We start from the raw sequence: 26,130 nt of genomic DNA, 5'->3' as shown, positions 1-26,130 counted from the left end.
CATGCTGAACTTCGAACTCCTCAAGACCGACCCCGACAGCCACGCGCGCCGCGCGACGCTCACGCTCAACCACGGCAAGGTCCAGACGCCGATCTTCATGCCCGTGGGCACGTACGGCACCGTCAAGGGCGTGATGCCGCGCAGCCTCGAGGAGATGGGCGCGCAGATCATCCTGGGCAACACCTTCCACCTGTGGATGCGCCCGGGGCTGGACGTGATGGCGAGCTTCGGCGGGCTGCACCAGTTCGAGAAATGGGACAAGCCCATCCTCACCGACTCGGGCGGCTTCCAGGTGTGGTCGCTGGGCGCGATGCGCAAGATCAGCGAAGAGGGCGTGAAGTTCGCGTCGCCCGTCAACGGCGACAAGCTGTTCCTCACGCCCGAGGTCTCGATGCAGATCCAGACCATCCTGAACAGCGACATCGTGATGCAGTTCGACGAGTGCACGCCCTACGACACCAAGGGCCACATCACGACCGAGGCCGAGGCGCGCGTCTCGATGGAACTGAGCCTGCGCTGGGCCAAGCGCTGCCAGAGCGAATTCGCGCGGCTCGAGAACCCCAACGCGCTGTTCGGCATCGTGCAGGGCGGCATGTTCGAGAACCTGCGCGAAGAGTCGCTGGCGGCGCTGGTCGACATGGACTTCCCCGGCTACGCCATCGGCGGCGTGAGCGTCGGCGAGCCCAAGGAAGAGATGCTGCACATCATGGGCCACACGCCGCACCGGCTGCCGGCGAACAAGCCGCGCTACCTGATGGGCGTGGGCACGCCCGAGGACCTGGTGCAGGGCGTGGCCGACGGCGTGGACATGTTCGACTGCGTGATGCCCACGCGCAATGCGCGCAACGGCACGATGTTCACGCGCTTCGGCGACCTGAAGATGCGCAACGCGCGCCACAAGAGCGACCCACAGCCGGTCGACCCGAGCTGCACCTGCCATGCCTGCGCGGGCACCTCGGGCGTGAGCTGGAACGACGGCGGGCGCGAAGGCTTCAGCCGCGCCTACCTGCATCACCTGGACCGCTGCGGCGAAATGCTCGGCCCGATGCTGTGCACGATCCACAACCTGCACTACTACCTGAACCTGATGACGGAGATCCGCGCGGCGCTCGACGCGGGCACGTTCACGGAATTCCGCGCGCAGTTCAAGGCCGACCGCGCACGCGGCGTCTAGGACTTCGCGGCGCCCGGGGGCTGGATGGCCAGCGGCGTCGCGTAGGGTTCGATGCGCAGCAGCTCGTTCTTGAAAATCACGACCTGCTTGAGCGGCGCCTGCACCAGGGCCCCGCTCGCGTCCTTGTGCGAGGCGTACTGCCAGAGCGTGAGCTGACCCTTCTCGGCCAGCATGGCGGCCAGCCGCTGCACGGGCGGCGCCGTGCCGGCGCCCAGCTGGGCCGCCTCGATGCCCACCACGATGTCGTCGCGCGGCGAGACCACCTTGAAGAGCAGCACGGGCGCCGATGCCTGCGCCTGTGCGCGGACGTGCCGCGCCGCGAAGGCGGCCGGAAGGAGCGCGAGGCAGAGGACGAAGCGGCGGTTGAAGGAGCTCATGGGCCGAAGCGTATGCCTGCCACGGCGCCCTGCCCACAGGCCGGAAGCCATACGCCGGGTGGAGGCCCGGCCGGCACCAGGGACGCCGTCATCCGGTACGCTTGCCCTGTCCTCACTGCGGTTGTCCTCACCCTCATGACCAACGCCTCCCCACCCACGGCCTATACCGCCCGCTACCCCTCGCTGGCCGGCCGCACCGTGTTCATCTCGGGCGGCGCCAGCGGCATCGGCGAATCGCTGGTGCGGGCCTTTCATGCCCAAGGCGCGAAGGTCGGCTTCTGCGACCTCGACACCGCCGCCGGCAGCGCGCTCACCGCGCAGCTGCAGGGCGCGCACCCCGCGCTGTTCGTGCCCTGCGACGTGACCGACACGGCCGCGCTCGCCGCCGCCATCGACGCGGTGCGCCAGCGCTTCGGGCCGGTGTCGGTGCTGCTGAACAACGCGGCCAACGACCGCCGCCACGAGATGGCCGACGTGACCAGCGACGACTTCGACCGCCTCGTGGCCGTCAACATCAAGCACCAGTTCTTTGCCGCGCAGGCCGTGGCCGACGACATGCGCGCGCTGGGCGGCGGCTCGATCGTCAACTTCGGCTCGATCAGCTGGCTCATGAAGGGCCGCGGCTACCCGGTCTACCAGGCCTGCAAGGCGGGCGTGACCGGCCTCACGCGCTCGCTGGCGCGCGACCTGGGCAAGCAGAACATCCGGGTCAACACGATCATGCCGGGCTGGGTGATGACCGAGCGGCAGATCAAGCTGTGGGTGAAGCCCGAATCGGGCGCGGAGATCGATGCGGCGCAGTGCCTGCCGGGCCGCGTGATGGCGGAAGACATCGCCGCGATGGCGCTGTTCCTCGCGGCCGACGACTCGCGCATGTGCACCGCGCAGGACTACGTGGTGGACGCAGGCTGGACCTGAAGCGCATCAACCGTCGCCCCAAAGAAAAAGCCCGGCATGCCGGGCTTTTTGCTGCGTGGGTGGCGGGACGATCAGTCGCGCAGTTCGGCCGGCAGCGTGCCGCCATTGGCGGCGATGCGGCTCATCACCTGCTTGTGCAGGCCGATGTTCCATTCGGCCGAACCCGGTTCGCCGTTGCTGTAGAGGATTTCGCTGGCCAGTTCCTTGCGCGCGGCGAGGCTGCTGTCCAGGCCCAGCAACTTGAGCAGGTCGACGATCGAGGTGCGCCAGTTCAGGCCGGCGGCACCCGGCATTGCGTCCAGGACGGCGGGCACGTCGCCCAGCGGGATCGCGGGCGGCGGTGCGGCAACGGCCGGTGCGCCGGGTGCAGCCGCCGGCGGTGCGGCGACGACTTCAGCGGCGTTGGCCGACGGGAAAATCTTGGAAAAAATCTTGCCGAAAATGCTCATGGGTGTGCTCCGTCAATGTGAATGGGAAAACCCGCGGCACGGCGTTGCGTGACGCAGCCCGGGGTTGTAGCACGACCGTGCGGCGCTTTCGCTACGTGGCCGGCTGAACCGGTGCGCCCGGCGTGACCGATTGCGCAGTGCCGGTCACAGGTGTATGCGGCGCCTGCGCAGCGGCCGAGGTACCGCAGGCATGGCAGAACTTGGAGAACGCGCTCTTGCGCGTGCTGCAGTGGCCGCAGTGGTCGAACAGGCCGATGCCGCAGTGCGGGCAGAAGTCGATCTCGTTGTTCTTCAGGTCGACCGGCCGCTCGCAGCCGGGGCACACGCTCTTGGCCAGGCGGGCCAGTGCGGTGTCGTAGCTCAGCTCTTCGCGGCGCACCTGGTCGGGCTGCTGCTCGGCGAGCTTCTGGCGCGCCAGGTAGCGGTTGAGCGCCACGATGGCATAGCGCCCCACCAGCACGGTGAGCACGATGCCCACCACGTAGCGCACGTAGCCGCCGTAGCTCGGCAGGTAGGGCACCAGCTCGACGAAGAAGGCAAACAGCGCAAAGAAGATGAAGCCCCACACGAAGGGCCAGTAGGTGCTCTTGCGCTTCTTCACGAACAGCCAGCCGGCCACCAGCAGCAGCGGCAGGGTCAGCGCGAGCCGGTAGCCGAACACGCGCAGTTCGACGCGGCGGTACTCGGCGTCCAGGCGCTGCTGCGCGTCGTGCTCCAGCACGCCCAATGCCGCGCGCGCACGCTGCTCGGCCTGGCGCGCGTCGAGCGCGATCTGGCGCTGGGCGTCGGCCTTGCGCTGCGCCGCGTCTTCCTTCTGCTTGAAGGCGTCGAGCGCCTTGGTGCGCGCGATGAGCTCGGTGTCCTGGTCGGGCTGCGCGGTGGCGCGGCGCGTGGCGATCCAGTTGCCGAAGGTCTCGCGCGCGTTGGCGCTGGCCTGCTGCGCGGTGTTGAGCTGCAGCTGCGCCTGGTCGAGGTCGCGCGCGGCCTGCAGCTCGGCGGCCTCCGAGGCCTTGATGGTGGCGCGCAGCGGCTCGGCCGCGGGCTTGTCGATGAAGTCGTCGAGCACGCGCACGCGCTCGACCTGCGGCAGGTCGCCCACGATCGTGCTGCCCAGCCCGATCAGGAAGCTGGCGAACACGAATGCCACCAGCCAGAGGCCGCGGCGGAACCACTTCTCGGACAGGCGCAGGGATTTGCTCATGGTCGTTCCTTCTTTCTTTCTTTTCTTCGTTTCGCTCAGAGCTTGAGTGTGACTGGCGCCGCACCCAGCCCCGCGCGTGGCAGCCAGGTGAACACCGAGTCGACGGTCACGGTCTCGATGCGGTCCGAAAACCGCTTCTCGTTCGGATGATCGTCGAACGCGATGTTGGCCGAGCCCACGCGCCCGCCCAGGCGGGTCAGCGGGCCGAGGGTCAGCGTGGTGGGCTCGTAGCCCTTGAACTGCAGCCAGGCCTGCGCCTGCGCGCGGGTGCCGATGGTGGCGGGCTCCATCGCGGCGGCCAGGGTTTCGAGGGCCCACTGGTTCGACTGCTGGTACTTCTGGCCCCAGGCGTAGCTCACGATGCTGTAGGGCGCCACGTTCAGGCGCACGAGGCGCGCATCGGGCTCGCGCAGCGCGGCCATCAGCTGGGCCTGCACCGCGGGCGTGGGCACGGACCAGGCGGCCTCGTAGCGCCACAGGTCGTCGAGGAAGAACTCGCCCAGCCCCTGCCGGTAGACCGCGGCCACCGCGGTGCCGCAGTGGTTGAGCTTGTGCACCACGCGCCACGGGCCCTCGTCGGTCTTGTAGGCGATGCCCAGGTGCGAATAGCGCAGGCCGTACTTGCTCAGGTCCTGTCCGGCGCGCGCCAGGATGACCACGCGCGCGCCGCTCGCATCGAGCTGCTGCGAGGTGCGCTCGGCCAGCTGCATGCCCTTGACGATCAGCGCCGGCGTCGGCCTGACCTGTTCGCACGAGCGGCCGGCGTTCGCCTGCACGGGCAGCACCGCTGCGACGGCGAACGCCAGCAGCAGCGCGGGGCGCAGGGCGGGTTTCACGACAGTCTTTCGTTGTGGAGCAGTGCGCGGCCGACCGCGTTGGGCACGAAGGCCAGCACCTCACCGGCGGCCGAGAGCACGACGCCCGTGCCGATCACGCTCACGACCACGGCCGTGCCGGCGACCACCGACACGCCGCGGGTGGCGCGCCCCATCACCTTGACGCTGGCGCGGGCGCCGTCCGAGGCGCGTTCGAGCAGGTAGACGGTGCCGTCGACCGAGGCCTCGACCGCGATCACGGTGAGCACCGAGCCGCCCACCGACAGCGCCGCGGGCACGGCGACCACCGCGGTGGCCGACGCACCGACGACCGACGCGGCACCGACGACCGAGGCCACGGGCAGCAGCGACAGCGCGGCCGAGGCCTCGCTCTGCGCCCGTGCGGGCAGCGGCGTCGCGACACCCGCGAACGCGGCGCAGGCGGCGAAGGCCAGGGCGGCCATCGACCGCGCCAGGGCAGTCCTGCGCGAAGCCGGCAGGCCACGCTGGAGGATCGAAACGGTGGAGGATGAGAGGGGTTGCATGAAGGCCTCGCGGCGCAGTGAAGGTGAGCGAATGATGGTTCGCCTTCACGCCCGGAGGCTCGAATACTTCGACCAGTTGCGATCCTGGTGCCCCGCAGTATCCCGAAGAGATACTTTGGGGCGCGCGCCTCAGGAGGCCAGCAGGCCGGCCACGCGCTGGCGCAGCGTCTCGGGCTGCACCTCCTGCGGCGCCACGGGGTGGCCCACGCGCAGGCCCACGCGGCTGAAGAAGCCGCGGCGGAAGGGCTTGGCCATGGCCACGCGCTCACCACCACGCAGCTCGATGCGGCTGAAATACGAGCCCCAGAGGTTGGTCAGCGCCATCGGGACCACGGGCGGCTCGATGCCTTCGGCGCGCGCCCCCTCGAGGATCTTCATCACGCCGCCCTTGAAGGGCTGCAGCTCGCCGTCGCGCGTGATCGCACCTTCGGGGAAGATGCCCAGCAGGTCGCCCTCGCGCAGCACGCCGATGGCCTTGGCAAAGGCCGCCTCGTACGCGGCCGGGTCTTCCTTCTGCGGCGCGATCGGAATGGCCTTGGCCAGCTTGAACAGCCAGCCGAGCACCGGCACCTTGAAGATGCGGTGGTCCATGATGAAGCGGATGGGGCGCGGGCTCGCGGCCATCAGCAGCACCGCGTCGATGAAGCTCACGTGGTTGCACACCAGCACGGCGGCGCCCTCGGTAGGGATGTGCTGGTCGCCCTGGATGTCGAAGCGGTAGACGAAGCGCGACAGCACCCAGGCCACGAAGCGCAGCAGGTACTCGGGCACCAGCATGAAGATGTAGAACGCCACCACCGCGTTGGCAATGCCGGTGAACAAAAAGATCTGCGGAATGGTGAAGCCCGCGCCCAGCAGCGCGCCCGCGAGCACCGAGCTGCCGATCATGAAGAGCGCGTTGAGGATGTTGTTCGCCGCGATGATCCGCGCGCGGTGCGTGGGCTGGCTGCGCAGCTGGATCAGTGCGTACATCGGCACGCTGTACAGGCCCGCGAAGAGCGACAGCAGCGCGAGGTCGGCCATCACGCGCCAGTGCGCGGCCTGGTGCACGAAAGCGCCCAGGCCCATGCCGGCCGAAGGCGGCAAGGCGCGCGAGGCAAAGTACAGGTCGATGGCGAACACGCTCATGCCGATGGCGCCCAACGGCACGAGGCCGATTTCCACCTGCCGGCGGCTCAGCGTCTCGCACAGCAGCGAGCCCACGCCGATGCCCACCGAGAACACCACCAGCAGCAGCGAGGCCACCTGCTCGTCGCCGTGCAGCACTTCCTTTGCGAAGCTCGGAAACTGGCTCAGGAACACCGCGCCGAAGAACCACATCCACGAGATGCCCAGCAGCGAGCGGAACACCACGATGTTCTCGCGCGCCAGCATCAGGTTGCGCCAGGTTTCGCTGAAGGGGTTCCAGTTGATCGACAGGCCCGGGTCGGTGGCCGGCGCGGGCGGAATGGCCTGCGCCACGCCGCGCCCCACCAGCGCCAGCAGCAGGCAGGCCACGGCCACCGTGGTGTGGCCGATCTGCGGCATCGCCACCAGCAGCCCGCCCGCCACCTGGCCCAGCAGGATGGCGACGAAGGTGCCCATCTCGACCATGCCGTTGCCGCCCGTGAGCTCGCGCGAGTCGAGCACCTGCGGCAGGTAGGCGAACTTGACCGGCCCGAACAGCGTGGAGTGCAGCCCCATGAGGAACACGCAGCCCAGCAACACCACCGCGTCGGCGCGCACGAAGCCCCAGGCGGCGATCACCATGATCACGATCTCGAGGTTCTTGACGAAGCGGATCATCTTCGTCTTGTCGAACTTGTCGGTCAGCTGCCCGGCCGTGGCCGAGAACAGCAGGAACGGCAGGATGAACAGCGCACCGATCACCAGCCCCGCCATGGCCGGTGGCATCCAGCTCAGCTGCAGCTGGTAGGTCACCATGACGGTGAAGGCGAACTTGAAGAGGTTGTCGTTCGCGGCCCCCGCGAACTGGGTCCAGAAGAAGGGGGCAAACCGCCGCTGCCCGAGCAGCGCGAACTGGTTGGCGTGGGCGTTGGCCTCATGAACCACGGGCGCGGGCGCGGCGGCGGCGGGGGTTGTCATGCGATGCAATCTCCTCTTTGTCTTCTACCGCTGCGCCACCGGCGTTCCGGTGGTCAGGCCGCGTCACACCGCAATCGCGGCAGGGTCGGGATTGTGCCGCAGCAGCGTCGCGCGCCAGCCCTTTTCGAGGCGGTACAGCGCCATCAGCACGGGCAGGCCGGCCATCGACGCCACCAGGTGCTTCAGGGTGTGGCCCGACACGAGGTGGCCGGTGGCTTCGTAGATGGCGTGGTCGCCCAGTTCGAAGGCCTTGGCCAGCACATAGAACGCGATCACCCAGCCCAGCTTGAGCCCGACGGCACCGCGCATCGGCCGGGTCAGCGCCAGCGTGAGCACCAGCCCCATGCCGCCGAACTGCACCAGCGCCCAGGGCAGCACGTTGCCGGTTTCCTGGCAGACCTCGGCCGCCAGCAGGCCGGCCGTGAGCACGAACCAGGCGGCCGGCCAGCCGGCGCGCTGGCTGACGCGCTCGCAGACGGCGATGCCGATCAGGCCCGCGAAGGCCACGGCCATGCCGGCGCGGTCGGCGGCGAGGCGGGGCGCGTCGGGCATCAGGTGATAGAAGGCCGAGCCGGCGGCGGTGGCGATCAGGCCGGCGAAGAACAGCCAGGCGCAGTCCAGCGTGTTGTCGGGCGGGTCGTTGGCGGGCGGCGCCAGCGGGAACCCGGCCAGCGCCTCCTGGTGCGAGCGGTCGATGCGGTTGAGCCGGTACAGCCCCAGGCAGCCGATCGCCAGGAACGGCAGGTTGCTCAGCACGTCCATCGCGTTGGGCAGGTGGAACAGCGGCCGGTTGTCGGCGAACACGGACGCGATCGCCACGTCGGCGGCCGGCAGCGCCGGGCCGAAGAAGGCGACGAGCAGGAGCAGCGCGAAGGTGAACAACAGTCCGCGTTCGCGGCGTGTCAGAGTGGGCAAAAGCATGGCGTTCCTCGGTGGGGGTGGTGGCTGGCGGGTGGAATTTAGTTGCCAGCCCTCCCCCAGGCATCGAGAATCGATACGAGGCACTATTTCACTCCCTTCGGTATCCTTTTCCAATACCTTCAACCCGCACTGCCCCTTACATGAGTACCACCGTCGACCTGGTCCAGGCCCTCAAGAACGAACTCAAAAGCGCCCGCATGACGTATGCCGACCTGGCCCGGTCGCTGGACATGGCGGAGTCCAGCGTCAAGCGCATGCTGGCCAAGAGCGACATGCCGCTGTCGCGCGTCGACGCGATCTGCCGCGCCCTGAAAATCGATTTCGCCGAGTTGGCGCGGCGCGTGGCCGACGCCCAGCCGCTGCTGAAGGAACTGACCCACGAGCAGGAGAAAGCCGTGGTCAAGGACAAGAAGCTGCTGCTGGTGGCGATCAGCGTGCTGAGCCAGTGGACGCTGGAGCAGATCGTGGCGTCGTACCGGATCACCGAGCCCGAGTGCATCGGCTGCCTGGCGCAGCTGGACCGCATCGGCATCATCGAGCTGCGCCCGCTCAACCGGTACCGCCTGAAGCTCGCCAAGACCTTCCGCTGGCGCCCGCACGGCCCGGTGATGGAGTTCTTCCGCGAAAACGTGGTGCTCGACTACTACAAGGGCGGCTTCGACGGCCCGGCCGAAGGCCTGCTGCTGGTGCACGGCTCGATCAGCCGGTCGCTGGCACCGGCCTTCCTGGAGCGCTTGCAGCGCGTGGCGCAAGACTTTGCGCAGCAGCACCAGACCGACCAGAAGCTGTCGGCCAAGGACCGCGAGGGCTACACCCTGCTGCTGGGCATGCGCAATTGGGAGTTCGAGGCGTTCACCCGCCTGCGCAGAAACTAAGGCTTGGCAGCTTCCAATGCGTCGCGCGTGGTGCGTGCGGCGTTCTTCGCCGCGTCGGCGAAGTCTTCGCCCGACGAGGCGTAGATGATCGCCCGCGACGAGTTCACGATGATCGGCGCGTCGGCACGCCAGCCGGCGCGCACGGTGGCGACCGCGTCGCCGCCCTGGGCACCAACGCCCGGGATCAGCAGCGGCACCGTCGGCGCGAGTTCGCGCACGCGTTCGATCTCGGCCGGGTAGGTCGCGCCCACCACGAGGCCGAGCTGGCCGTTGAGGTTCCACGGGCCTTGCGCCAGGCGGGCGACGTGCTCGTACAGGAAGGGCTGGCCCTCGACGCTGGCCAGCCGCTGGCCCTGCAGGTCGGAGCCGCCGGGGTTGCTGGTGCGGCACAGCAGGAAGGCGCCCTTGCCTTCGTATTGGAGATACGGCGCGACCGAGTCGAAGCCCATGAAGGGCGACAGGGTCACGGCGTCGGCACCGTAGCGCTCGAAGGCTTCGAGCGCGTACTGCTCGGCGGTGGAGCCGATGTCGCCGCGCTTGGCGTCCAGGATGGTGGGCACATGGGGCGCGTTGCGGCGCATGTGCTCCATCAGGCGTTCGAGCTGGTCTTCGGCGCGGTGGGCCGCGAAGTAGGCGATCTGGGGCTTGAAGGCGATGACCAGGTCGGCCGTCGCGTCGACGATGCGCGCGCAGAAGTCATAGATGCGGCTGGCGTCGCCCTTGTACGCCCCCGGGAATTTGGCGGGCTCCGGGTCGAGGCCCACGCAGAGCAGCGAGCCGTTGGTTTGCTGTGCAGCGGCCAGCTTGTCGAGGAAAGTCATGAGGCCCGATTTTACGGACCCCGCCCGCCGACCTCAGGCCGAAGGGGTGGCCTGCTCGGCGGCCAGGCACAGGTCGGCCCAGGCGCGGGCCTTGTCGGCCGGGTTGCGCAGCAGGTAGGCGGGGTGGTACGTGGCCACCACCGGCACGCCATTGGCCGACGCCAGCGGCACGGCGCGACCGCGCAGCTTGCCCAGCGGATCGCGGCTTTGCATCAGGCTCTGCGCGGCCAGCGGGCCCATGGCCAGCACGACGCTGGGCGCCAGCGCCGCCGCGTGGGCGTCGAAGGCGGCGTCGATCGGCTGCGGGCTGCCGGGCTGACCGGCGGCCACGCCGCGGTGCGTGCGCATCAGGTGCACGGGCGTGCGCCCGTCGTGCAACTTCAACGCGCGCAGCATGTTGTCGAGCAGGCGGCCGGCGTCGCCCGCGAAGGGCTCGCCGTGGCGGCCATCGGCCTCGGGCGGCATGTCGGCCACGACCAGCCAGCCGCCCTGCACCGGCGCCGTGGCCTCGGCCTTGTCGGCGTACAGGCGGCAGGGTGCTTCGACCAGCACGGCGGCGCCTTGCGCCACGGGCGGTGCCGCAACGGGACGCGGCGCCGGAGCGGCCACGGGGCGGGCGACGGGTGCCGGGCGTGGCGAGGGTGACGGCGGGGGCGCCTCGTACGACTGGTCGCGATCGTCGAGCTCCAGCGGCGGACCTTCGGGCATGTCGGGCATGCCGGAATCAGCGGCCACGGGAGCCTCCGGCTCGGCGTCGACTTCGATCTCGGGTTCCGGCGGCACGGGCCACCAGACCTTCACGCCCATCTCGTCGAGCATGGCGCGCTGACGCGCGTCCAGGCGCAGGGTGTGGACCGCGGTGTCCGTCATCGCAAAGCTCCCCAGGCGGAGCCTGTTTCGTTGAGGCGCATGCTCATGACGACCGCGTCTTCACGCTTGCCGTCGAACGCCGGGTAGTAGCCCTTGCGCACGCCGACGCTGCGAAAGCCTTGCCGCAGGTAGATGTCGAGCGCGCGCCGGTTGCTTTCGCGCACCTCGAGCCACAGCCACAGCGCGCCCTCGCCACGCGACCAGCCGGCCAGCGCTTCGAGCATGAGCGGCGCCCAGCCCTGGCGCTGGAAGGCCGGCGCCACGGTGATGTTGAGCAGGTGCACCTCGTCTACGCCCTTCATGGCGACGAAGTAGCCGATCAGCGTTTCGCCCAGGCTGGTGCAGGGCGACTCGACACCCGGCGCCACGCCGGGCGCCAGCAGGCACTGGCAGTGGTAGCCCACGGCCATCGAATCGGTGAAGTTGGCGCGCGTCCAGGGGTGCGTGTACGCCGTCTGCTCGACCGCGCACACGGCATCGATCCGCTCGACGGTGAGCGGTTCAAGACGGGCTTCGACGGACTGGAGGACAGCGCTCATGCGGGGTTCGGCGGAACGGCAGCGGCAGCAGCCTTGATGGCGGCGCGTTCCTCGGTGGTTTGCGCCACTTTATCGCGAACATAGAGCGGCCAGGCCTGCGCGGCGGGCACGGTGCGCCCGGCCGCGAGCAGCGCGGGCGCCAGCCGCAGCATGGCGGCGGCCGTGGGCAGCACTTCATGGCGGGCCGTGGCGCTCGCCAGGCGCGGGCCGTAGGCGGTGAAGGCATTGCCGGCGAGCGCCCAGCCGGCCGGCACCTCGAGCGCCTCGGGGGCGAGCAGCAGCGGCTCGGGGTCGCCGCCGAACGGGCCGGCGGCGGCGAAGTCGTAGTGCGCGGCGTAGAGCTGGTCCATGCGCGCATCGAGCACGGCCACCACGCGCTGCGCGCCGAAGGCATGGCGCGCCTCGTCGGCCACGGCCAGCAGGGTGTCGACCGGCAGCAGCGGCACCTTGGCGCCGAAGGCCAGGCCCTGCGCCACCGAGCAGGCGGTGCGCAGGCCGGTGAAGGAGCCCGGGCCGCGCCCGAAGACGATGGCGTCGAGCTCGGCCAGCGCGAGCCCCGCGTCGGCGAGCAGTTCGCGAATCAACGGCAGCAGCGTGCTCGACGCCTGCGCGCCGCCCACGCCGCTGTGCGCCAGCACGCGGTCGCCGTGGCGCACCGCGACCGACAGGTGCTCGGTGCTCGTGTCGAAGGCCAGCAGCTTGTCAGACATTCGGACGCCCCATTCCCGCCGGGCACGGCGTCGGGCAGACCGGTGCCACGCGCACGGCCGCGGCCTTGCGCACGCCGAACAGGATGCCGGCCGTCACCAGCGCGAGGCCGGCAACCAGGCTCCAGTGCATCGGCTCGCCCAGCCACAGCACCGCGCCGAAGGCCGACAGGCCCGGCACCAGCGCCGTGATCATGGTGGTGCGCACGGGGCCGAAGTGCTGGATCATCTTGGTGAAGGTGATGCCGGAGATCACCACCGAGCCGACGCCCTGGAAGGCCATCTGGAACGCGACCTCGCCCCACGGCGCGCTGCCGATGTGGCTCACAACCGCGCCCGAAGCCACCAGCAAGGTGTAGACCGGCACGTAGGTCATCAAGGCGAACACGGTGATGGCAATGGTCGCGCGCACGGCGTCCAGGCCGTGGCGGCGCGCCACCACGCTGTAGCAGGCCCAGCAGAAGGCGGCGCCCATGAATAGCAGGTCGCCCTTCCAGACCTCGCCGCCCTCGAAGGCGTGCAGCAGGCTGCGCCCGCCGACCACGAGGTCGCCCGCGACGATCATCGCCAGGCCGATCGCGCGCGTGGGCGTGATGCGGTCGCGCAGCACCAGCGCGGCCAGCAGCGTGGTCCACAGCGGCAGGCTGCCGGGCATCAGCACGGCCGCATGGCCGGCCGGTGCGAAGAAGAAGCCGCTGTAGGCGATGAGGGCGTAGGCCACGCCGCCGAAGATGCCGGCGGTGGCGGTCACGCGCAGCGACAGCGGCGACAACCCGAAGAACGAGGACACCGCGCCGCGGTGCTTGGTCGCCAGCCACGCACCCCAGGGCACCAGCACCAGGCTGGCGCCGCAGACGCGCGCAAAGGCCAGGTCGAAGGGCGTGAGCGAGCGCGCGGCCGAGGCGCGCGCGATGAGGATGAAGGCGGTCCAGACCACGACGGTGACCACGGCCGCGCCGATGCCGAGCATGCGGGGAGACAGGAGGGGCGGGGAGGTCTGCGGGGGCGCGGCGGGCATCCCGCCATTATCGAGGGCAGGCCCCGGCCGCGCAGGGGCGGGGCGAATCAGCCGGCCTCGTCGGCGCGCAGGATCGCCAGCCCCGCCGCGCGCAGCGGCGCCAGCGCCTGCTCGGGGGCCTGCGGCGCCACCAGCAGCTGCGTCGCGTCCGCCAGCGGACTGACCACCCACGCCGACGCAGCCCCGAGCTTTTCGGACGAAGCCAGCACGACGGTCTCGGCCGCCGCGGCCATCAGCGCGCGCTTGATCTCGGCCTCTTCCGCGTCGCCCGTGGTCAGGCCCGCCTCGGCGTGCACGCCGGTGGCGCCCATGAAATACGTGTCGGCATGGATGCGCGAAATGGCCGCCATGGCCGCCGCGCCGACCGCCACCATCGAATGCCTGAAGAGCCGCCCGCCGATCAGCACCACCTCGATGCCGGCGTGCGCCGCCAGCTCGACCGCCACCGACGGGCTGTGCGTGACCACCGTGGCCTGCAGCGCGAGCGGCAGGTGGCGCGCCAGCTGCACGGCCGTGGTGCCGCCGTCGATGAACACCACCTGCCCCGGTTTCACGAGGCGCGCGGCGGCGCGGCCGATGGCCATTTTTTCGTCGGGCGCGAGCTGCTGGCGCCCGCTGAAATCGGCCTCGGCCGCCGCGACCGGCAGCGCGCCGCCGTGCACGCGCTGCAGCAGCCCTTCGGCCGCGAGCTCGCGCAGGTCGCGGCGGATGGTGTCTTCGGACAGGGCCAGCTCTTCGCTGAGCGCCTTGGCGACGACCTGGCCGTCGCGCCGCAGGACCGAGAGGATGTGTTGCTTGCGCGGTCGGGTGAGCATGGGCCGATGGTAACGGACTTGCACGCTATTGCACGAATCTTCTTGATATTGCACGAACTCGGTTCTATGCTCGCCGCCATGACCATTCACGACCGCGTCCGGGTGCACGAAGTCACCCTCCTGTCCGACAACTGGTACACGCTGCGCACCACCGCCTTCGACTGGCGGCGCAACGACGGCGAGTGGCAGCGCATGCACCGCGAGACCTACGACCGCGGCAACGGCGCCACGCTGCTGCCCTACCACCTGGGCCAGCGCACGGTGCTGCTCACGCGGCAGTTCCGCTACCCGGCTTTCGTCAACGGCCACGACGACCTGCTGATCGAGGCCGCCGCGGGCCTGCTGGACAACGCCGCGCCCGAGGAACGCATCCGCGCCGAGGTGGAAGAAGAGCTGGGCTACCGGCTCGGCACCGTGCAAAAGGTGTTCGAGAGCTTCATGAGCCCGGGCTCGGTAACCGAGAAGCTGCACTTCTTCGTCGCGCCCTACGAGGCCTCGATGCGCGTCGACGCGGGCGGCGGGCTGGCGGAGGAGGGCGAGGACATCGAGGTGCTCGAACTGGGCATCGACGAGGCGCTGGCCATGGTGGCCGACGGCCGCATCGCCGACGCCAAGACGATCATGCTGCTGTACCACGCGAAGCTGCACGTGTTCCCGCCGGGATAATCCGCGGATGCCTTTTGCCTCCCGCCGTGCGCAGACCTTCGCGCTGACCCTCGCCCTGCTGGCCCCGGCCGGCGCCCTCGCCCAGCAAGCCCTTCCGCCCCAGGTCGATGCCGCCCTCGCGCGCGCCAAGGTGTCGCGCGAGGCCGTGACCCTGCTCGTGGCCGATGCCGACGCCGGCCGCGCGCCGCGCCTGGCCTGGCGCTCGCAGGTGCCGGTGAACCCGGCCTCGATCATGAAGCTGGTGACCACCTACGCGGCGCTCGACCTGCTCGGCCCGGCCTACAGCTGGAACACGCCGGTCTACGTCGAGGGTTCGGTGGCCAACGGCGTGCTCAACGGCAACCTCTACATCAAGGGCCAGGGCGACCCAAAGCTGGTGCTGGAGCGCGTGTGGCTGCTGCTGCGCCATGTGCAGGGCCTGGGCATCACCACCGTGAGCGGCGACATCGTGATCGACCGCAGCGCCTTCGAGACCACGGTCGAGAACGACCCGGCCGCCTTCGACGGCGAGCCGCTGCGCCCCTACAACGCCTCGCCCGATGCGCTGCTGGTGAACTTCAAGTCGGTCAACATGACCTTCGCGCCCGACCGCGCGGGCCAGTTCGCGCGCGTGAGCTACGAGCCCCCGCTGGCCAGCGTGGCGATGCCGCCCACGGTGCCGCTGGCGCCCGGCGAATGCGGCGACTGGCGCGGCGCGCTCAAGCCCGACTTCAGCGACGTGAACCGCATCCGCTTCAACGGCGGCTTTCCCACGGGCTGCGGCGAGAAGAGCTGGGCCGTGGCCTACGCCGACCCGCGCACCTACAGCCTGCGCGCCATCGGCGGCATGTGGGCCGAGATGGGCGGGCGCGTGGGCGGCCAGATGCGCGAGGGCCGCGTGCCCGCGGGCCTGAAGCCGGCCTTCGACTTCGAGTCGCCGCCGCTGGCCGAGGTGGTGCGCGACATCAACAAGTACAGCAACAACGTGATGGCGCAGCAGGTGTTCCTCACGCTGGGCCTCACGCAGAAGCAGCGCGGCACCTTCGAGGCCTCGCGCAGCGCGCTGGGCCAGTGGTGGCGCGAGCGCATCGGCACCGGCGAGGCCTCGCCGGTGTTCGAGAACGGCTCGGGCCTGTCGCGCGACGAGCGCATCAGCGCCGCCGCGCTCGGCAAGATGCTGCAGGTGGCGTGGCGCTCGCCCGTGATGCCCGAGCTGGTGGCCTCGCTGCCCGCGATGGGCGTGGACGGCACGCTGAAGCGGCGCACGCTGCGCTCGGGCGGCGCGGCGCACCTGAAGACCGGCACGCTGCGCGACGCCTCGGGCGTGGCCGGCTACGTGCACGGCGCGAGCGGCCGGCGCTACGTGCTGGTGGCCATCGCCAATGGCGAGAACGCCGGCGCCGCGCGCGCCGCCTTCGACGCGCTGATCGACTGGACCGCGCAGGACCAGTGATTCGGACGGGGCCCGAGCCGCCCCGCTACTGAATAGGTTCTGCTCGCAAACGCTGCTTGCGCGCGGCCATGGCGCTGCCCAGAATCGGACGCTCGTTCGTTTTCGATACAACTCCAGGAGACGCGTCTTGACCTTGCAGCACCCACGGCATTCACAGCCCTCGTCCTTCCCGGCCCGCCGGGTCACCGCCACGGCGACGCTCGCCGGCGCCACGTTGCTGCTCGCCGCCTGCGGCGGGGGCGGCGGTGGTGGGGGCGGCATCGGCTTTCCGCCGCCGGGCGGCGGCAGCGACACCGGGCGCGGCACGGTCGTCACCAGCCCGCCCGAGCAGGGCACCAAGCTCACGGCCGACCAGTTCAGGGCCAGCCTGCAGGCCTCCGACCAGGGCAAGGCGCTGCTGCAGGTCACCGGCGCGCCCAAGTGCGGCGTCGACATGCGCTACCTCGAGTACCGCACCGTCGGCGGCAAGAACGAAGCCACCAACGCCACCGCCGCGATCATGGTGCCCTCGGGTTCCGACGTCGCCTGCAGCGGCGCGCGCCCGGTGGTGCTGTACGCGCACGGCACCACGCCGGCGCGCAACTACAACCTCGCCAAGTGGACCGACACCACCCAGCCGGCCGCCGGCGAAGGGCTGATGGTGGCCGCCATGTTCGCGGCGCAGGGCTACATCGTGGTGGCGCCCAACTACGCGGGCTACGACAAGTCGACGCTGCCCTACCACCCCTACCTCAACGGCGACCAGCAGGGCAAGGACATGGTCGATGCGCTCACCGCGGCGCGCAAGACCTTCTCGGACATCGGCGCGAACGACGCCGGTTCGCTGTTCATCACCGGCTATTCGCAGGGCGGCTACGTGGCGATGGCCGCGCACCGCGAGATGCAGGCCACCGGCAAGACCGTGACGGCCTCGGCCCCGCTGGCCGCGCCCTCGGCCATCAGCCTCTTGACCGACTACACCTACCTGGGCTGGCCCGCACTGGGCTCGACCCTGTTCGTGCCGCTGCTGTCGACCAGCTGGCAACAGCAGTTCGGCAATGTCTACACCAGCACCAGCGACGTCTACGAAGCGCAGTACGCCACCGGCATCGACACCCTGCTGCCCACCCTCTCGCCGGGCACGCTGTTCTCCAGCGGCAAGCTGCCGCAGCTGGCGCTGTTCCCGGCCGACGGCAAGCCGGGCCCGGTGAGCCCCGAGCTGTCGATCTTCTACGGCGCCAACAACCTCATCAAGCAGAGCTTCCTCACGCAGGCGGCCACCGACATCCAGTCGAACCCCTGCCCCGGCAACGCGCTGCCGGCCACGGCCGCGTCGCTGAGTTCGGCCTCGCCGCTGGACTGCAAGCCGTCCACGGGCTTCCGCAAGGCAGCCATCGCCAACGACCTGCGCAACTGGGTGCCGACCAAGCCGATGCTGCTGTGCAGCGGCGCGAACGACCCGACCGTGAACTTCCTGAGCACGCGCGCCACCGCGGGCTACTTCCGCGCCAAGGGCATGCCCGCCGCCGCGCTCGCGGTGGTCGACCTGGAAGACCGCGGCACCACCGACAGCTACTCGGCGGCACGCGCCGGCTTCGCGCAGGCCAAGGACCTGCTGACGCAGAGCACGCCGGGCAGCGCCGCCGACAAGGCACGCGCCGTGACGGCCGCGTACCACGGCACGCTGGCGCCGCCGTTCTGCCTGGCGGCAGCGCGCGGGTTCTTCCAGGGTGTGTTGGCGGCCGGGGGCTAAACCCCCGTGGCCTGAGAGGCGTTGATCAGGCCGCTGCAGCGCGCTGCAAGCGGTCCTTGACGCCTTCCCACTCGGGCGTGTCGGGCGGCGTCTCGACCCAGATCAGCTTCACGCCCTGAGCGTCGAATTCGCGCAGCACCGCGAACAGCTGCTGCGCGGTGGCGGCGGCGTCGTCGGGCATGCGCCGCAGCAGCACGCGCTGCGAGCGGCTGCGCACGCTGCTGCGCGTCCACACGGCGATGTGCGCGGCGTTGGCGCCGAGCACATCGAGGCCGGTCTGGATCGCCTTGGCGTCCATGAGCCGCACCTTGGCGTCGGGCGCGTAGTGCGCCTCCAGCGTGCCCGAGGCGCGCGGGTCGGGCGTGTCGAGCACCTCGCGGTCGCGCAGCGGCTCGCCGACGGCGGCTTCGATCTGGTCGCGCGTGATGAGGCCCGGGCGCAGCAGCACGGGCGCGCCCCGGCTGCAGTCGACGATGGTCGATTCGATGCCCACCTCGCAGGCACCGCCGTCGATCACCAGCAGCGCGTCGCCGAACTCGTCGTGCACGTGCTGCGCCGTGGTCGGGCTGACGCGGCCGAAGCGGTTGGCGCTGGGCCCCGCCAGGCCGGGCACGCCCTGCTCGGCGCAGGCTTCGAGCAGCGCCTGCGCCACCGGATGCGCGGGGCAGCGCAGGCCGATGGTGTCCTGCCCGCCGGCCGCCGCCGTGCCCACGCCGGGCTGGCGCGTGACGATCAGCGTGAGCGGGCCGGGCCAGAAGGCCTGCACGAGTTTCTGCGCAAAAGGCGGCAGCGGCTGGGCGAAGCGCGACAGCGCCTGCGCGCCCTTGGCGCCCGCCGCCACGTGGACGATCAGCGGATGGTCGGCCGGCCGGCCCTTGGCCGCGAAGATGCCGGCGACGGCGGTGTCGCTGCTGGCGTCGGCGCCCAGGCCGTAGACGGTCTCGGTCGGGAAGGCGACCAGCCCGCCCGCGCGCAGCACGCGCGCGGCCTCGGCGATGGCGTCGGGAGCGTGGCCGTCGAGGATCATGCGAGCGCCGGCAGGCCCAGCAGCAGCGCGGCCTGCGAGGCATTGGCGCGCACGCTCTCGAGCGTGGCGCCGGTGAGGGTCAGGTGGCCCATCTTGCGGCCGCGGCGCGGCGCCAGCTTGCCGTACAGGTGCAGATGGACGCCGGGCACGGCAAGCACTTCGCTCCAGCGCGGCGACACCGGCTTGCCGTCGGCCGCGCCGTCCGGGAACCACAGGTCGCCCAACAGGTTGAGCATGACGGCGGGGCTGTGCTGGCGCGGCGCGGTCAGCGGCAGGCCGGCGAGGGTGCGCACCTGCAGCTCGAACTGCGACACGTCGCAGGCTTCCATGGTGTAGTGGCCGCTGTTGTGCGGGCGCGGCGCCATTTCGTTCACCACCAGCGAACCGTCGGCCAGCGCGAAGAACTCGACGCACAGCACGCCCACGTAATCGAGGCCGCTGGCGATGCTCTTGGCGGAATTGACCGCGCCCTGCGCCACGGTCTTGGGCATGTTCTGCGGGTGCACCTCGGTCACGGCGAGGATGCCGTCGCGGTGCAGGTTGCGCTGCGGCGGGAAATGCACGATCTGGCCGTCACGGCCGCGCGCCAGGATCACCGAGCACTCGAACTCGAGCGCCAGCATCTTCTCGAGCACGCAGGGCACGCAGCCGGCGGCCTGCCAGGCCTCGACCAGCTCGGCGCGCGTCTTCACGCGCTGCTGGCCCTTGCCGTCGTAGCCCAGGCGGGCGGTCTTGAGGATGCCGGGCAGCAGTTGGTCGTCGACGGCGGCCAGTTGCTCCGCGGTCTCGATGACGGCATAGGGCGCGCAGGGCACGCCGCAGCGCGTGAAGTGCGCCTTCTCGGCGATGCGGTCCTGCGCGATGGCGATGGCCGAGGCGGCGGGCGACACCGGCCGCGCCACCGCCAGGTGCTCCAGCGAGGGCGCGGGCACGTTCTCGAACTCGGTCGTCACCGCGTCGGCCAGGCCGGCGAGGCGGGCGAGGCCGTCGACATCGGCGTAGTCGGTGTGGATGTGGTGGTGGCTCACGCGGCCGGCGGGGCTGTCGGCGTCGGGGTCGAGCACCGCGGTGAAGTAGCCCATGCGCTGGGCCGCGTGCGCGAACATGCGCCCGAGCTGGCCGCCACCGAGCACGCCGAGCGTGGCGCCCGGGAGGATGGGCAGGTCACCCGAATGGCCGGTGCTCACAGTGCACCCCCGCCTTGCGGCGAGAAGGGCGACACCGGCGCGCCCGCTTCGGGCGGCGGCAGCACCATGGCCTCCGCCGCGGCGGTCTGGGCCGTACGGAAGGCGTCGAGTTGGGCGCGCAGCGCCGGGTTGTTCACCGCCAGCATCGCCACGGCGAACAGCGCCGCATTGGCCGCGCCAGCCGTGCCGATGGCAAAGGTGGCCACGGGCACGCCCTTGGGCATCTGCACGATGCTGTAGAGGGAATCGACGCCCTGCAGGTGGCGGCTGGCCACCGGCACGCCGAGCACCGGCACCGTGGTTTTGGAGGCCAGCATGCCCGGCAGGTGGGCCGCGCCGCCCGCTCCCGCGATGATCGCGGTGAGCCCGCGCCCGGCGGCGCTTTCGGCGTACGCGAACAGCGCATCGGGCATCCGGTGGGCCGAGACCACCTTCGCTTCGTGGCTGATTCCGAATTGCTGGAGAATCTCGACCGCGTGGCGCATCGTCTCCCAATCGGAGTTCGAGCCCATCACTACACCGACCTGAATGGTTTCGTTCATGGTTTCAATTTTACGTTTCACCCCCAGCTGTTCCCGATGATCGACATCACTCTCGAAAATTTCCAGGCCGAGCTGATCGAAGGCTCGGTCGCCACGCCGGTGCTGCTGGACATCTGGGCCGAATGGTGCGGCCCCTGCAAACAGCTCGGTCCGGTGCTCGAAAAGCTCGAAACCGAGTACGCCGGCCGCTTCACGCTGGCCAAGCTGGACGCCGACAAGGTGCCGCAGATTTCCTCGCAGCTGTCCGAGATGTTCGGCGTGCGCAGCATCCCGTTCTGCGTGATGTTCAAGGACGGCCAGCCGGTGGACGGCTTCGTGGGCGCCATTCCCGCCGAGAAGATCCGCGAATTCCTCGACAAGCACGTGCCGGGCGCCGACGAGGCCGAAGCCGCTTCGGAAGGCGCCGCCGCGCAGGAAGCGCTGGCCGAGGGCGACACCCTGGGCGCACTCGAAAAGCTGCAGCACGCCGTGGCCACCGACCCGGCCAACGATGACGCCCGCTTCGACTACATCAAGCTGCTGTTGCAGGAAGGCCGCATCGACGACGCCAAGGTCGCCTTTGCGCCGGTGATCGCCAAGACCACGCTGGTGCGCCGCTTCGATTCGCTGCAGCGCTGGATGGACGCCATCGATTTCGCAGCACCCGTTACAGGCTCCGCGCCGACTTTGGGCGATTTCGACGACAAGATCGCCGTCAACAAGCGCGACTTCGACGCCCGCTTCAACCGCGCCCGCCTGCTGATGGCCGCCCAGCGCTGGACCGACGCGATGGACGAACTGCTCGACATCCTCATGCGCGACAAGAGCTGGAGCGAAGACCTCGCGCGCAAGACCTACATCGCGATCCTCGACGTGATCGAGCCGCCGAAGGTGAAGGTGGCCGACGGGCAGATTCCGCCGGACGATCCGGTGGTCGCCACTTATCGCCGCCGCCTCAGTAGCGTGGTGTTGAGCTGAACGGCTGAACGACGCATTGCGCCTTTCAGTGCGCAATTGAACAAAAAAGCGACCTGTGGGTCGCTTTTTTATTGCCGCCACCGCCCCATATAGATAGCATTGCTACTCAATTTCCGATAAAAGCGCATCGCAATGCTCCAACTGACCGAAGAACTCGAAAAAGCCCGCAAGGCCGGCGGCCTGAGCCAGGAGGCGCTGGCCACGCGCGCCGGGCTGTCGCGCATGACGGTGCAGCGCATCGAAAGCGGGCAGATCGATCCGCGCCTGTCGACGCTGCTCGAAATGGCGCGCGTGCTGGGGCTCGAGCTGATGCCCGTGCCCGCCAGCCTGCGCCCGCAGCTCGAAGACTTCGTGCGCTCGGGCGGGCGCCTGCTCGGCCAGCCGGCGGGCGTGGGCGCGCCGCCGTCCATCGCCCAGAGCCTGGCCGACGAAGACCGGTGAGGCGGTGAGCACACGCGCCGCCTTCAACACCGGCATCCGCTACCTGCGGATGCACCTGCACCTGCCCGGTGGCGGGCGGCGCGCCATCGGGTATCTCTCGCAGTACGGCGACATCCTGCGCGTGTCCTTCGATGAGGCCTACATCGCCGACGCGGGCCGGCCCACGCTGTCGCTGGCCTACCGCGGCGCGGACGAGGCGGCCACGCGCGCCATCCTCGCCTCGGCGCGCGACGCCCGCGTCTCGCGCAGCGACGGCCGCTGGCCCAGCTACTTCCAGAACCTGCTGCCCGAGGGCCACAACCGCGAGCGCCTGGCGCAGCAGCGCGGCTGCGCGGCCGACGACGAGTTCGAGCTGCTGGCCGCCGCCGGCCACGACCTCATGGGCGCGCTCGAGGTCGAGCCGGTGCCCACGTCCGAGGGCATTCCCGACACCGTGCGCCACTGGCACACGGCGCTGGGGCTCGACGTGCTCGAACCGGGCTTCGTCGAGATGCCGGTGGAAGACGCCGCCGCCATCCCCGGCGTGGTGACCAAGTTCTCGGCGGTGCAGGACGGGCGCCGCTACGTGGTCAAGCGCCACGGCGCGGCGGGCTCGTTCATCCTCAAGCTGCCGAGCACGCGCCACCCCGACCTGGTCGCCAACGAATACACCGGCTACCGCCTGTGCGGCGCGCTCGGCCTCGACTGCGCGCAGGCCCATGTGATCGACCGCGCCGACGCCGACCTGCCCGAGCAGGTGCCCTTCGCGCAGATCCTGGCGGTGCGCCGCTTCGACCGCACGCCCGAGGGCGGGCGCATCCACATGGAAGAGTTCGCGCAGGTGCTGCAGTACGAGCCGCGCCAGAAGTACGGCCGGGGGCTGGCCACCGACTGGCCCGCCATGCTGCGCGTGCTCGACCGCCTGTCGCCCAACCCGGTGGCCGACGTGCGCGAGTGCATGCGCCGCCTGGTCGCCTTCATCCTGCTGGGCAACAGCGACGCGCACCTGAAGAACTGGGCGCTGCGCTACCCCGACGGCGTGGCGCCGGTGCTCGCGCCGCTGTACGACCCGGTCTGCGTGGCCGCCTTCTTCGAGTACGTGCCGGCGCGCGACTACGGCGTCAACCGCGCCATCGACGCCACGCTGCGCGCTTTCGACGGGGCGGCGCTGGAGGCGTTGCTGCGCGCGGCCGGGCTGCTGCGGCCGGCGCGCTTGATGGCCATCGCGCGCGACACGGTGCGCCAGGCCCAGGCCGAGTGGCCCGCGCTGCTGGCCCAGGACGGCACGCCGGCCAGCGTGCGCCGCTGCGTCGAGGCGCGCCTCGCGGGCGGCGTGGCCCTGGCCGCCCTCGGGGCCTGAAGAAGCCCGGATGCGCCATCGGGCCTGTCTTCGCACCGGCCACGGCGTCGCATACGATGGCGCCGGTTTTAACTTGTTGCAGATTGAAAAGGAAAATTGGCCATGCGTTCCTTCGCCCGCCGTACCGCGCTCCCCGCCATTGCCTCGGCCGCGCTGCTGCTGACCGCCCTGACCGGTTGCGGCAGCGGCATCAGCCTCGACGAGCCGATCGAAGGGCCGGTGTGGCGCCTGGTGCAGCTGGGCGACGAGCCCATCGCGCCCGGCGGCGATGCGCAGCTGCAATTCGACCGCAACAGCGGACGGGTCAGTGGTTCGGGCGGCTGCAACCGCGTCACGGGGTCGTTCACGCGCGCGGGCGTGTCGCTCAAGCTCGGCCAGATGGCCGCGACCCGCATGGCCTGCGCCGACCCAGTGCGCGGCGCCAACGAGGCGCAGTTCCTGTCGGCGCTGCAGAACACGACCAGCTACCGGCTGGCGCCGGGGCGGCTCGCGCTGCTCGATGGCAGCGGCCGCACCGTGGCGCTGCTCAGCAGCGGCACGACGCGTTAAAGACGAAAAACCAGATCAGCCGTGGGTGAGACGGTCCAGCGCCTCGCGGTACTTGGCGGCCGTCTTCTCGATGACTTCGGCCGGCAGGCGCGGCGCCGGGGGCGTCTTGTCCCAGGGCTTGCCGTTGATCTTGGTGGCTTCGAGCCAGTCGCGCACGAACTGCTTGTCGTAGCTCGGCGGGTTGGTGCCGGCGGCCAGCGCGGCCTCGTAGCCCTCGACCGGCCAGTAGCGCGAGCTGTCGGGCGTGAGCACCTCGTCCATCAGCACCAGCGTGTCGTTCTCGTCCAGGCCGAACTCGAACTTGGTATCGGCAATGATCATGCCCTTGGTGAGCGCGATCTGGGCCGCCGCCTCGTAGATGGCAATGCTGACTTCGCGGATCTGTTGGGCCAGCTTGGGGCCGACGATCTCGACCACGCGCTCGTAGCTGATGTTCTCGTCGTGCTCGCCGGCCGCGGCCTTGGCGGCGGGCGTGAAGATCGGGCGCGGCAGCTTGCTCGCGTTGGTCAGGCCCTCGGGCAGCGGCACGCCGCAGACGGCGCGGTTGTCCTGGTATTCCTTCCAGCCGCTGCCGGCCAGGTAGCCGCGCACCACGGCCTCGACCGGGATCGGACGCAGGCGCTTGACCAGCATCGAGCGGCCCGTGACCTGCGCCACCTCGTCGGGCTGCACCACGCTTTCGGGCGCCTCGCCCGTCAGGTGGTTGGGGCACAGCGCGCCCAGGCGGTCGAACCACCACAGCGCCATCTTCGTGAGGATCTCGCCCTTGCCGGGGATGGGCTCGCCCATGATCACGTCGAAGGCGCTGAGCCGGTCGCTCGCGACCATCAGGATGCGGTCTTCGCCGACGGCGTAGTTGTCGCGCACCTTGCCGCGCGCAAGCAGGGGCAGGCTCTGGATGGAAGAGGTGTGAACGGTGGTCATGGACGGATGCTCGGCTGGGAAACGGTGACGGGAAAAGCGGATTGTGCGCGCAGAAAAAAGCCACCGCGAGCGGTGGCCTGCGGCGCGCAGTCTGTCTTCGTTAGATGACTTGCTGCGCCAGGTCGCCCTTGGCGTACTTGGCAGCGACGACCTGCAGCGTGTCGCCCTTGATCTTGGCGCCCTGGCCTTCGCAGCCGAACTCGATGTAGCGCTGCTTGCAGATCTGCTTGGCGGCTTCGCGCGCGGGCTTGAGCCACTCGCGGGCATCGAACTTCTCGGGGTTCTCGGCCAGGAACTTGCGCACGGCGCCGGTCATCGCCAGGCGGATGTCGGTGTCGATGTTGATCTTGCGCACGCCGTACTTGATGGCTTCCTGGATTTCCTCGACGGGCACGCCGTAGGTTTCCTTCATGTTGCCGCCGTATTTGCGGATGATTTCCAGCAGGTCTTGCGGCACCGACGACGAGCCGTGCATCACCAGGTGGGTGTTGGGCAGGCGGGCGTGGATTTCCTTCACGCGCTGGATCGACAGGATGTCGCCCGTGGGCTTGCGCGTGAACTTGTAGGCGCCGTGGCTGGTGCCGATGGCGATGGCCAGCGCGTCGAGTTGCGTGGCCTTCACGAACTGGGCGGCTTCTTCGGGGTCGGTGAGCAGCGACGCGTGGTCGAGCACGCCTTCGGCGCCGATGCCGTCTTCTTCACCGGCCAGGCCGGTTTCGAGCGAGCCCAGGCAACCCAGCTCGCCTTCGACGGTGACGCCGACCTTGTGGGCCAGTTCGACCACCTTGCGGGTCACGTCGACGTTGTAGTCGAACGAAGCGGGCGTCTTGCCGTCTTCGTGCAGCGAGCCGTCCATCATCACGGACGAGAAGCCCAGGTCGATCGCGCCCTGGCAGATGGCCGGGCTCTGGCCGTGGTCCTGGTGCATCACCAGCGGGATGTTCGGGTACTGCTCGATGGCGGCCTGGATCAGGTGCTTGATGAAGGCTTCACCCGCGTACTTGCGGGCGCCGGCGCTGGCCTGCAGGATGACGGGCGCGCCGGTTTCCTTGGCGGCCTCCATGACGGCCTGGACCTGTTCGAGGTTGTTGACGTTGAAGGCCGGAATGCCGTAGCCGTTGGCGGCGGCGTGGTCCAGCAGTTCGCGCATCGAGACGAGTGCCATGGGAAATACCTCGTGGGAATAGAAAAAGACGGGAAAAAG

28 protein-coding genes are annotated in these 26,130 nt (G+C 70.1%); 10 read left to right on the top strand and 18 right to left on the bottom strand.

The features are described 5' to 3' along the window. The first annotated feature begins 1 nt into the window (after nucleotide 1). On the top strand, nucleotides 2-1,174 hold the full coding sequence (gene tgt / locus AC07Q9_RS18955) for a tRNA guanosine(34) transglycosylase Tgt (RefSeq protein WP_495272730.1): 1,173 nt from the start codon (nucleotides 2-4) through the stop codon (nucleotides 1,172-1,174). On the opposite strand, the gene AC07Q9_RS18950 is transcribed toward tgt, so the two are convergent. Further along, the gene (locus tag AC07Q9_RS18950) at nucleotides 1,171-1,551 is read right to left on the bottom strand and encodes a hypothetical protein (protein ID WP_495311261.1); all 381 of its coding nucleotides are present in this window, start codon (nucleotides 1,549-1,551) and stop codon (nucleotides 1,171-1,173) included. The two genes, tgt and AC07Q9_RS18950, sit on opposite strands and share 4 nt — an antisense overlap. A 135-nt stretch (nucleotides 1,552-1,686) precedes the next feature. Here AC07Q9_RS18950 and AC07Q9_RS18945 point away from each other — a divergent pair, with 135 nt between their 5' ends. Next, nucleotides 1,687-2,469 carry an SDR family NAD(P)-dependent oxidoreductase gene (locus tag AC07Q9_RS18945; protein WP_495311259.1) on the top strand — a complete coding sequence of 261 codons (783 nt, stop codon included), beginning with the start codon at nucleotides 1,687-1,689 and terminating at the stop codon, nucleotides 2,467-2,469. A 71-nt stretch (nucleotides 2,470-2,540) separates the two neighbouring features. Here AC07Q9_RS18945 and AC07Q9_RS18940 read toward each other — a convergent pair whose 3' ends face one another. From AC07Q9_RS18940 to AC07Q9_RS18915, 6 genes are all read right to left on the bottom strand, one after another. Continuing rightward, nucleotides 2,541-2,918, bottom strand: coding sequence for a DUF3597 domain-containing protein (locus AC07Q9_RS18940; RefSeq protein WP_070063202.1), 378 nt, complete (start codon nucleotides 2,916-2,918; stop codon nucleotides 2,541-2,543). A gap of 91 nt (nucleotides 2,919-3,009) precedes the next feature. Continuing rightward, a complete protein-coding gene (locus AC07Q9_RS18935) occupies nucleotides 3,010-4,119 on the bottom strand; it encodes a serine endopeptidase (RefSeq protein WP_369645583.1) in 1,110 nt (369 codons plus the stop codon). A 35-nt stretch (nucleotides 4,120-4,154) separates the two neighbouring features. Beyond that, nucleotides 4,155-4,955, bottom strand: a complete 801-nt coding sequence (locus tag AC07Q9_RS18930; protein WP_495311257.1) for a DUF2145 domain-containing protein — start codon at nucleotides 4,953-4,955, stop codon at nucleotides 4,155-4,157. After that, nucleotides 4,952-5,398 (bottom strand): hypothetical protein, encoded by a 447-nt coding sequence (locus AC07Q9_RS18925; protein WP_495269922.1) that lies wholly within the window; start codon nucleotides 5,396-5,398, stop codon nucleotides 4,952-4,954. The genes AC07Q9_RS18930 and AC07Q9_RS18925 overlap by 4 nt, the downstream gene beginning before the upstream one ends. A 210-nt stretch (nucleotides 5,399-5,608) precedes the next feature. Beyond that, entirely contained in the window at nucleotides 5,609-7,564 is a 1,956-nt protein-coding gene (locus AC07Q9_RS18920) for an MFS transporter (RefSeq protein WP_495311255.1), read from the bottom strand. A 63-nt stretch (nucleotides 7,565-7,627) separates the two neighbouring features. After that, nucleotides 7,628-8,485, bottom strand: coding sequence for a hypothetical protein (locus AC07Q9_RS18915; RefSeq protein ID WP_492682271.1), 858 nt, complete (start codon nucleotides 8,483-8,485; stop codon nucleotides 7,628-7,630). Between the two features lie 140 nt (nucleotides 8,486-8,625). On the opposite strand from AC07Q9_RS18915, the gene AC07Q9_RS18910 reads away from it, so the two are divergent. Continuing rightward, nucleotides 8,626-9,360, top strand: a complete 735-nt coding sequence (locus AC07Q9_RS18910) for a helix-turn-helix domain-containing protein (RefSeq protein ID WP_099793925.1) — start codon at nucleotides 8,626-8,628, stop codon at nucleotides 9,358-9,360. Here the strand turns inward: AC07Q9_RS18910 and pyrF are convergent. Genes pyrF through AC07Q9_RS18880 form a run of 6 tightly spaced genes read right to left on the bottom strand, consistent with a single transcriptional unit; the run spans nucleotide 9,357 to nucleotide 14,130 of the window. Next, a complete protein-coding gene (pyrF, locus tag AC07Q9_RS18905; RefSeq protein WP_062477481.1) occupies nucleotides 9,357-10,181 on the bottom strand; it encodes an orotidine-5'-phosphate decarboxylase in 825 nt (274 codons plus the stop codon). The genes AC07Q9_RS18910 and pyrF overlap by 4 nt on opposite strands. A gap of 33 nt (nucleotides 10,182-10,214) precedes the next feature. After that, nucleotides 10,215-11,051 carry a uracil-DNA glycosylase family protein gene (locus tag AC07Q9_RS18900; RefSeq protein WP_495311253.1) on the bottom strand — a complete coding sequence of 279 codons (837 nt, stop codon included), beginning with the start codon at nucleotides 11,049-11,051 and terminating at the stop codon, nucleotides 10,215-10,217. Next, nucleotides 11,048-11,590, bottom strand: a complete 543-nt coding sequence (rimI, locus tag AC07Q9_RS18895) for a ribosomal protein S18-alanine N-acetyltransferase (protein WP_062483095.1) — start codon at nucleotides 11,588-11,590, stop codon at nucleotides 11,048-11,050. Before rimI ends, AC07Q9_RS18900 begins: the two co-directional genes overlap by 4 nt. Beyond that, nucleotides 11,587-12,300 (bottom strand): tRNA (adenosine(37)-N6)-threonylcarbamoyltransferase complex dimerization subunit type 1 TsaB, encoded by a 714-nt coding sequence (tsaB, locus tag AC07Q9_RS18890; protein WP_495311251.1) that lies wholly within the window; start codon nucleotides 12,298-12,300, stop codon nucleotides 11,587-11,589. Before tsaB ends, rimI begins: the two co-directional genes overlap by 4 nt. Then, on the bottom strand, nucleotides 12,293-13,315 hold the full coding sequence (locus AC07Q9_RS18885) for a DMT family transporter (protein WP_495311250.1): 1,023 nt from the start codon (nucleotides 13,313-13,315) through the stop codon (nucleotides 12,293-12,295). The genes tsaB and AC07Q9_RS18885 overlap by 8 nt, the downstream gene beginning before the upstream one ends. Nucleotides 13,316-13,362: 47 nt before the next feature. Further along, entirely contained in the window at nucleotides 13,363-14,130 is a 768-nt protein-coding gene (locus AC07Q9_RS18880; RefSeq protein ID WP_495311249.1) for a DeoR/GlpR family DNA-binding transcription regulator, read from the bottom strand. 78 nt (nucleotides 14,131-14,208) lie between these two features. On the opposite strand from AC07Q9_RS18880, the gene AC07Q9_RS18875 reads away from it, so the two are divergent. The 3 genes from AC07Q9_RS18875 to AC07Q9_RS18865 all read left to right on the top strand — a co-directional run bounded on the left by AC07Q9_RS18875 (nucleotide 14,209) and on the right by AC07Q9_RS18865 (nucleotide 17,960). Beyond that, complete coding sequence (locus AC07Q9_RS18875; RefSeq protein ID WP_495311248.1) at nucleotides 14,209-14,796, top strand: GDP-mannose pyrophosphatase; 588 nt, start codon at nucleotides 14,209-14,211, stop codon at nucleotides 14,794-14,796. Nucleotides 14,797-14,803: 7 nt separating this feature from the next. Continuing rightward, nucleotides 14,804-16,228 carry a D-alanyl-D-alanine carboxypeptidase/D-alanyl-D-alanine endopeptidase gene (gene dacB, locus AC07Q9_RS18870; protein WP_492682259.1) on the top strand — a complete coding sequence of 475 codons (1,425 nt, stop codon included), beginning with the start codon at nucleotides 14,804-14,806 and terminating at the stop codon, nucleotides 16,226-16,228. 133 nt (nucleotides 16,229-16,361) lie between these two features. Beyond that, nucleotides 16,362-17,960, top strand: coding sequence for an alpha/beta hydrolase family protein (locus AC07Q9_RS18865; RefSeq protein ID WP_495311423.1), 1,599 nt, complete (start codon nucleotides 16,362-16,364; stop codon nucleotides 17,958-17,960). A gap of 25 nt (nucleotides 17,961-17,985) precedes the next feature. On the opposite strand, the gene AC07Q9_RS18860 is transcribed toward AC07Q9_RS18865, so the two are convergent. Genes AC07Q9_RS18860 through purE form a run of 3 tightly spaced genes read right to left on the bottom strand, consistent with a single transcriptional unit; the run spans nucleotide 17,986 to nucleotide 20,716 of the window. Further along, nucleotides 17,986-18,987, bottom strand: coding sequence for an L-threonylcarbamoyladenylate synthase (locus AC07Q9_RS18860; protein WP_495311247.1), 1,002 nt, complete (start codon nucleotides 18,985-18,987; stop codon nucleotides 17,986-17,988). Further along, nucleotides 18,984-20,174, bottom strand: a complete 1,191-nt coding sequence (locus tag AC07Q9_RS18855; RefSeq protein ID WP_495311246.1) for a 5-(carboxyamino)imidazole ribonucleotide synthase — start codon at nucleotides 20,172-20,174, stop codon at nucleotides 18,984-18,986. The genes AC07Q9_RS18860 and AC07Q9_RS18855 overlap by 4 nt, the downstream gene beginning before the upstream one ends. Next, complete coding sequence (purE, locus tag AC07Q9_RS18850) at nucleotides 20,171-20,716, bottom strand: 5-(carboxyamino)imidazole ribonucleotide mutase (RefSeq protein WP_493195069.1); 546 nt, start codon at nucleotides 20,714-20,716, stop codon at nucleotides 20,171-20,173. The genes AC07Q9_RS18855 and purE overlap by 4 nt, the downstream gene beginning before the upstream one ends. Nucleotides 20,717-20,752: 36 nt before the next feature. Between purE and AC07Q9_RS18845 the strand changes: the two genes are divergently transcribed. From AC07Q9_RS18845 to AC07Q9_RS18830, 4 genes are all read left to right on the top strand, one after another. Continuing rightward, a complete protein-coding gene (locus AC07Q9_RS18845) occupies nucleotides 20,753-21,673 on the top strand; it encodes a tetratricopeptide repeat protein (RefSeq protein ID WP_489062810.1) in 921 nt (306 codons plus the stop codon). Nucleotides 21,674-21,805: 132 nt separating this feature from the next. Then, entirely contained in the window at nucleotides 21,806-22,114 is a 309-nt protein-coding gene (locus tag AC07Q9_RS18840) for a helix-turn-helix domain-containing protein (RefSeq protein ID WP_495272719.1), read from the top strand. A 49-nt stretch (nucleotides 22,115-22,163) separates the two neighbouring features. Continuing rightward, nucleotides 22,164-23,453 (top strand): type II toxin-antitoxin system HipA family toxin, encoded by a 1,290-nt coding sequence (locus tag AC07Q9_RS18835; RefSeq protein ID WP_495311421.1) that lies wholly within the window; start codon nucleotides 22,164-22,166, stop codon nucleotides 23,451-23,453. A 102-nt stretch (nucleotides 23,454-23,555) separates the two neighbouring features. Beyond that, nucleotides 23,556-24,002 (top strand): META domain-containing protein, encoded by a 447-nt coding sequence (locus AC07Q9_RS18830; RefSeq protein WP_495311245.1) that lies wholly within the window; start codon nucleotides 23,556-23,558, stop codon nucleotides 24,000-24,002. A gap of 15 nt (nucleotides 24,003-24,017) precedes the next feature. Here AC07Q9_RS18830 and AC07Q9_RS18825 read toward each other — a convergent pair whose 3' ends face one another. Together AC07Q9_RS18825 and fba are read right to left on the bottom strand one after the other, a co-directional pair. Then, on the bottom strand, nucleotides 24,018-24,926 hold the full coding sequence (locus tag AC07Q9_RS18825; RefSeq protein ID WP_495311244.1) for a phosphoribosylaminoimidazolesuccinocarboxamide synthase: 909 nt from the start codon (nucleotides 24,924-24,926) through the stop codon (nucleotides 24,018-24,020). A 100-nt stretch (nucleotides 24,927-25,026) separates the two neighbouring features. Next, nucleotides 25,027-26,091, bottom strand: coding sequence for a class II fructose-bisphosphate aldolase (gene fba, locus AC07Q9_RS18820; protein ID WP_099793953.1), 1,065 nt, complete (start codon nucleotides 26,089-26,091; stop codon nucleotides 25,027-25,029). Nucleotides 26,092-26,130 lie beyond the last annotated feature (39 nt).

The organism is Variovorax sp. GW821-FHT09A10 (assembly GCF_059418385.1).
The sequence above is the reverse complement of the archived record's forward strand: the minus strand, read 5'-3'. Positions and strand labels throughout refer to the sequence as shown.

What these genes read in the sequence shown, in the direction of transcription:
- tgt (WP_495272730.1), top strand. Translation starts at nt 2, where the DNA reads ATGCTGAACTTCGAACTCCTCAAGACCGACCCCGACAGCCACGCGCGC.
- AC07Q9_RS18950 (WP_495311261.1), bottom strand. Translation starts at nt 1,551, where the DNA reads ATGAGCTCCTTCAACCGCCGCTTCGTCCTCTGCCTCGCGCTCCTTCCG.
- AC07Q9_RS18945 (WP_495311259.1), top strand. Translation starts at nt 1,687, where the DNA reads ATGACCAACGCCTCCCCACCCACGGCCTATACCGCCCGCTACCCCTCG.
- AC07Q9_RS18940 (WP_070063202.1), bottom strand. Translation starts at nt 2,918, where the DNA reads ATGAGCATTTTCGGCAAGATTTTTTCCAAGATTTTCCCGTCGGCCAAC.
- AC07Q9_RS18935 (WP_369645583.1), bottom strand. Translation starts at nt 4,119, where the DNA reads ATGAGCAAATCCCTGCGCCTGTCCGAGAAGTGGTTCCGCCGCGGCCTC.
- AC07Q9_RS18925 (WP_495269922.1), bottom strand. Translation starts at nt 5,398, where the DNA reads ATGGCCGCCCTGGCCTTCGCCGCCTGCGCCGCGTTCGCGGGTGTCGCG.
- AC07Q9_RS18920 (WP_495311255.1), bottom strand. Translation starts at nt 7,564, where the DNA reads ATGACAACCCCCGCCGCCGCCGCGCCCGCGCCCGTGGTTCATGAGGCC.
- AC07Q9_RS18915 (WP_492682271.1), bottom strand. Translation starts at nt 8,485, where the DNA reads ATGCTTTTGCCCACTCTGACACGCCGCGAACGCGGACTGTTGTTCACC.
- AC07Q9_RS18910 (WP_099793925.1), top strand. Translation starts at nt 8,626, where the DNA reads ATGAGTACCACCGTCGACCTGGTCCAGGCCCTCAAGAACGAACTCAAA.
- pyrF (WP_062477481.1), bottom strand. Translation starts at nt 10,181, where the DNA reads ATGACTTTCCTCGACAAGCTGGCCGCTGCACAGCAAACCAACGGCTCG.
- AC07Q9_RS18900 (WP_495311253.1), bottom strand. Translation starts at nt 11,051, where the DNA reads ATGACGGACACCGCGGTCCACACCCTGCGCCTGGACGCGCGTCAGCGC.
- rimI (WP_062483095.1), bottom strand. Translation starts at nt 11,590, where the DNA reads ATGAGCGCTGTCCTCCAGTCCGTCGAAGCCCGTCTTGAACCGCTCACC.
- tsaB (WP_495311251.1), bottom strand. Translation starts at nt 12,300, where the DNA reads ATGTCTGACAAGCTGCTGGCCTTCGACACGAGCACCGAGCACCTGTCG.
- AC07Q9_RS18885 (WP_495311250.1), bottom strand. Translation starts at nt 13,315, where the DNA reads ATGCCCGCCGCGCCCCCGCAGACCTCCCCGCCCCTCCTGTCTCCCCGC.
- AC07Q9_RS18880 (WP_495311249.1), bottom strand. Translation starts at nt 14,130, where the DNA reads ATGCTCACCCGACCGCGCAAGCAACACATCCTCTCGGTCCTGCGGCGC.
- AC07Q9_RS18875 (WP_495311248.1), top strand. Translation starts at nt 14,209, where the DNA reads ATGACCATTCACGACCGCGTCCGGGTGCACGAAGTCACCCTCCTGTCC.
- dacB (WP_492682259.1), top strand. Translation starts at nt 14,804, where the DNA reads ATGCCTTTTGCCTCCCGCCGTGCGCAGACCTTCGCGCTGACCCTCGCC.
- AC07Q9_RS18860 (WP_495311247.1), bottom strand. Translation starts at nt 18,987, where the DNA reads ATGATCCTCGACGGCCACGCTCCCGACGCCATCGCCGAGGCCGCGCGC.
- purE (WP_493195069.1), bottom strand. Translation starts at nt 20,716, where the DNA reads ATGAACGAAACCATTCAGGTCGGTGTAGTGATGGGCTCGAACTCCGAT.
- AC07Q9_RS18845 (WP_489062810.1), top strand. Translation starts at nt 20,753, where the DNA reads ATGATCGACATCACTCTCGAAAATTTCCAGGCCGAGCTGATCGAAGGC.
- AC07Q9_RS18840 (WP_495272719.1), top strand. Translation starts at nt 21,806, where the DNA reads ATGCTCCAACTGACCGAAGAACTCGAAAAAGCCCGCAAGGCCGGCGGC.
- AC07Q9_RS18835 (WP_495311421.1), top strand. Translation starts at nt 22,164, where the DNA reads ATGCACCTGCACCTGCCCGGTGGCGGGCGGCGCGCCATCGGGTATCTC.
- AC07Q9_RS18830 (WP_495311245.1), top strand. Translation starts at nt 23,556, where the DNA reads ATGCGTTCCTTCGCCCGCCGTACCGCGCTCCCCGCCATTGCCTCGGCC.
- AC07Q9_RS18825 (WP_495311244.1), bottom strand. Translation starts at nt 24,926, where the DNA reads ATGACCACCGTTCACACCTCTTCCATCCAGAGCCTGCCCCTGCTTGCG.
- fba (WP_099793953.1), bottom strand. Translation starts at nt 26,091, where the DNA reads ATGGCACTCGTCTCGATGCGCGAACTGCTGGACCACGCCGCCGCCAAC.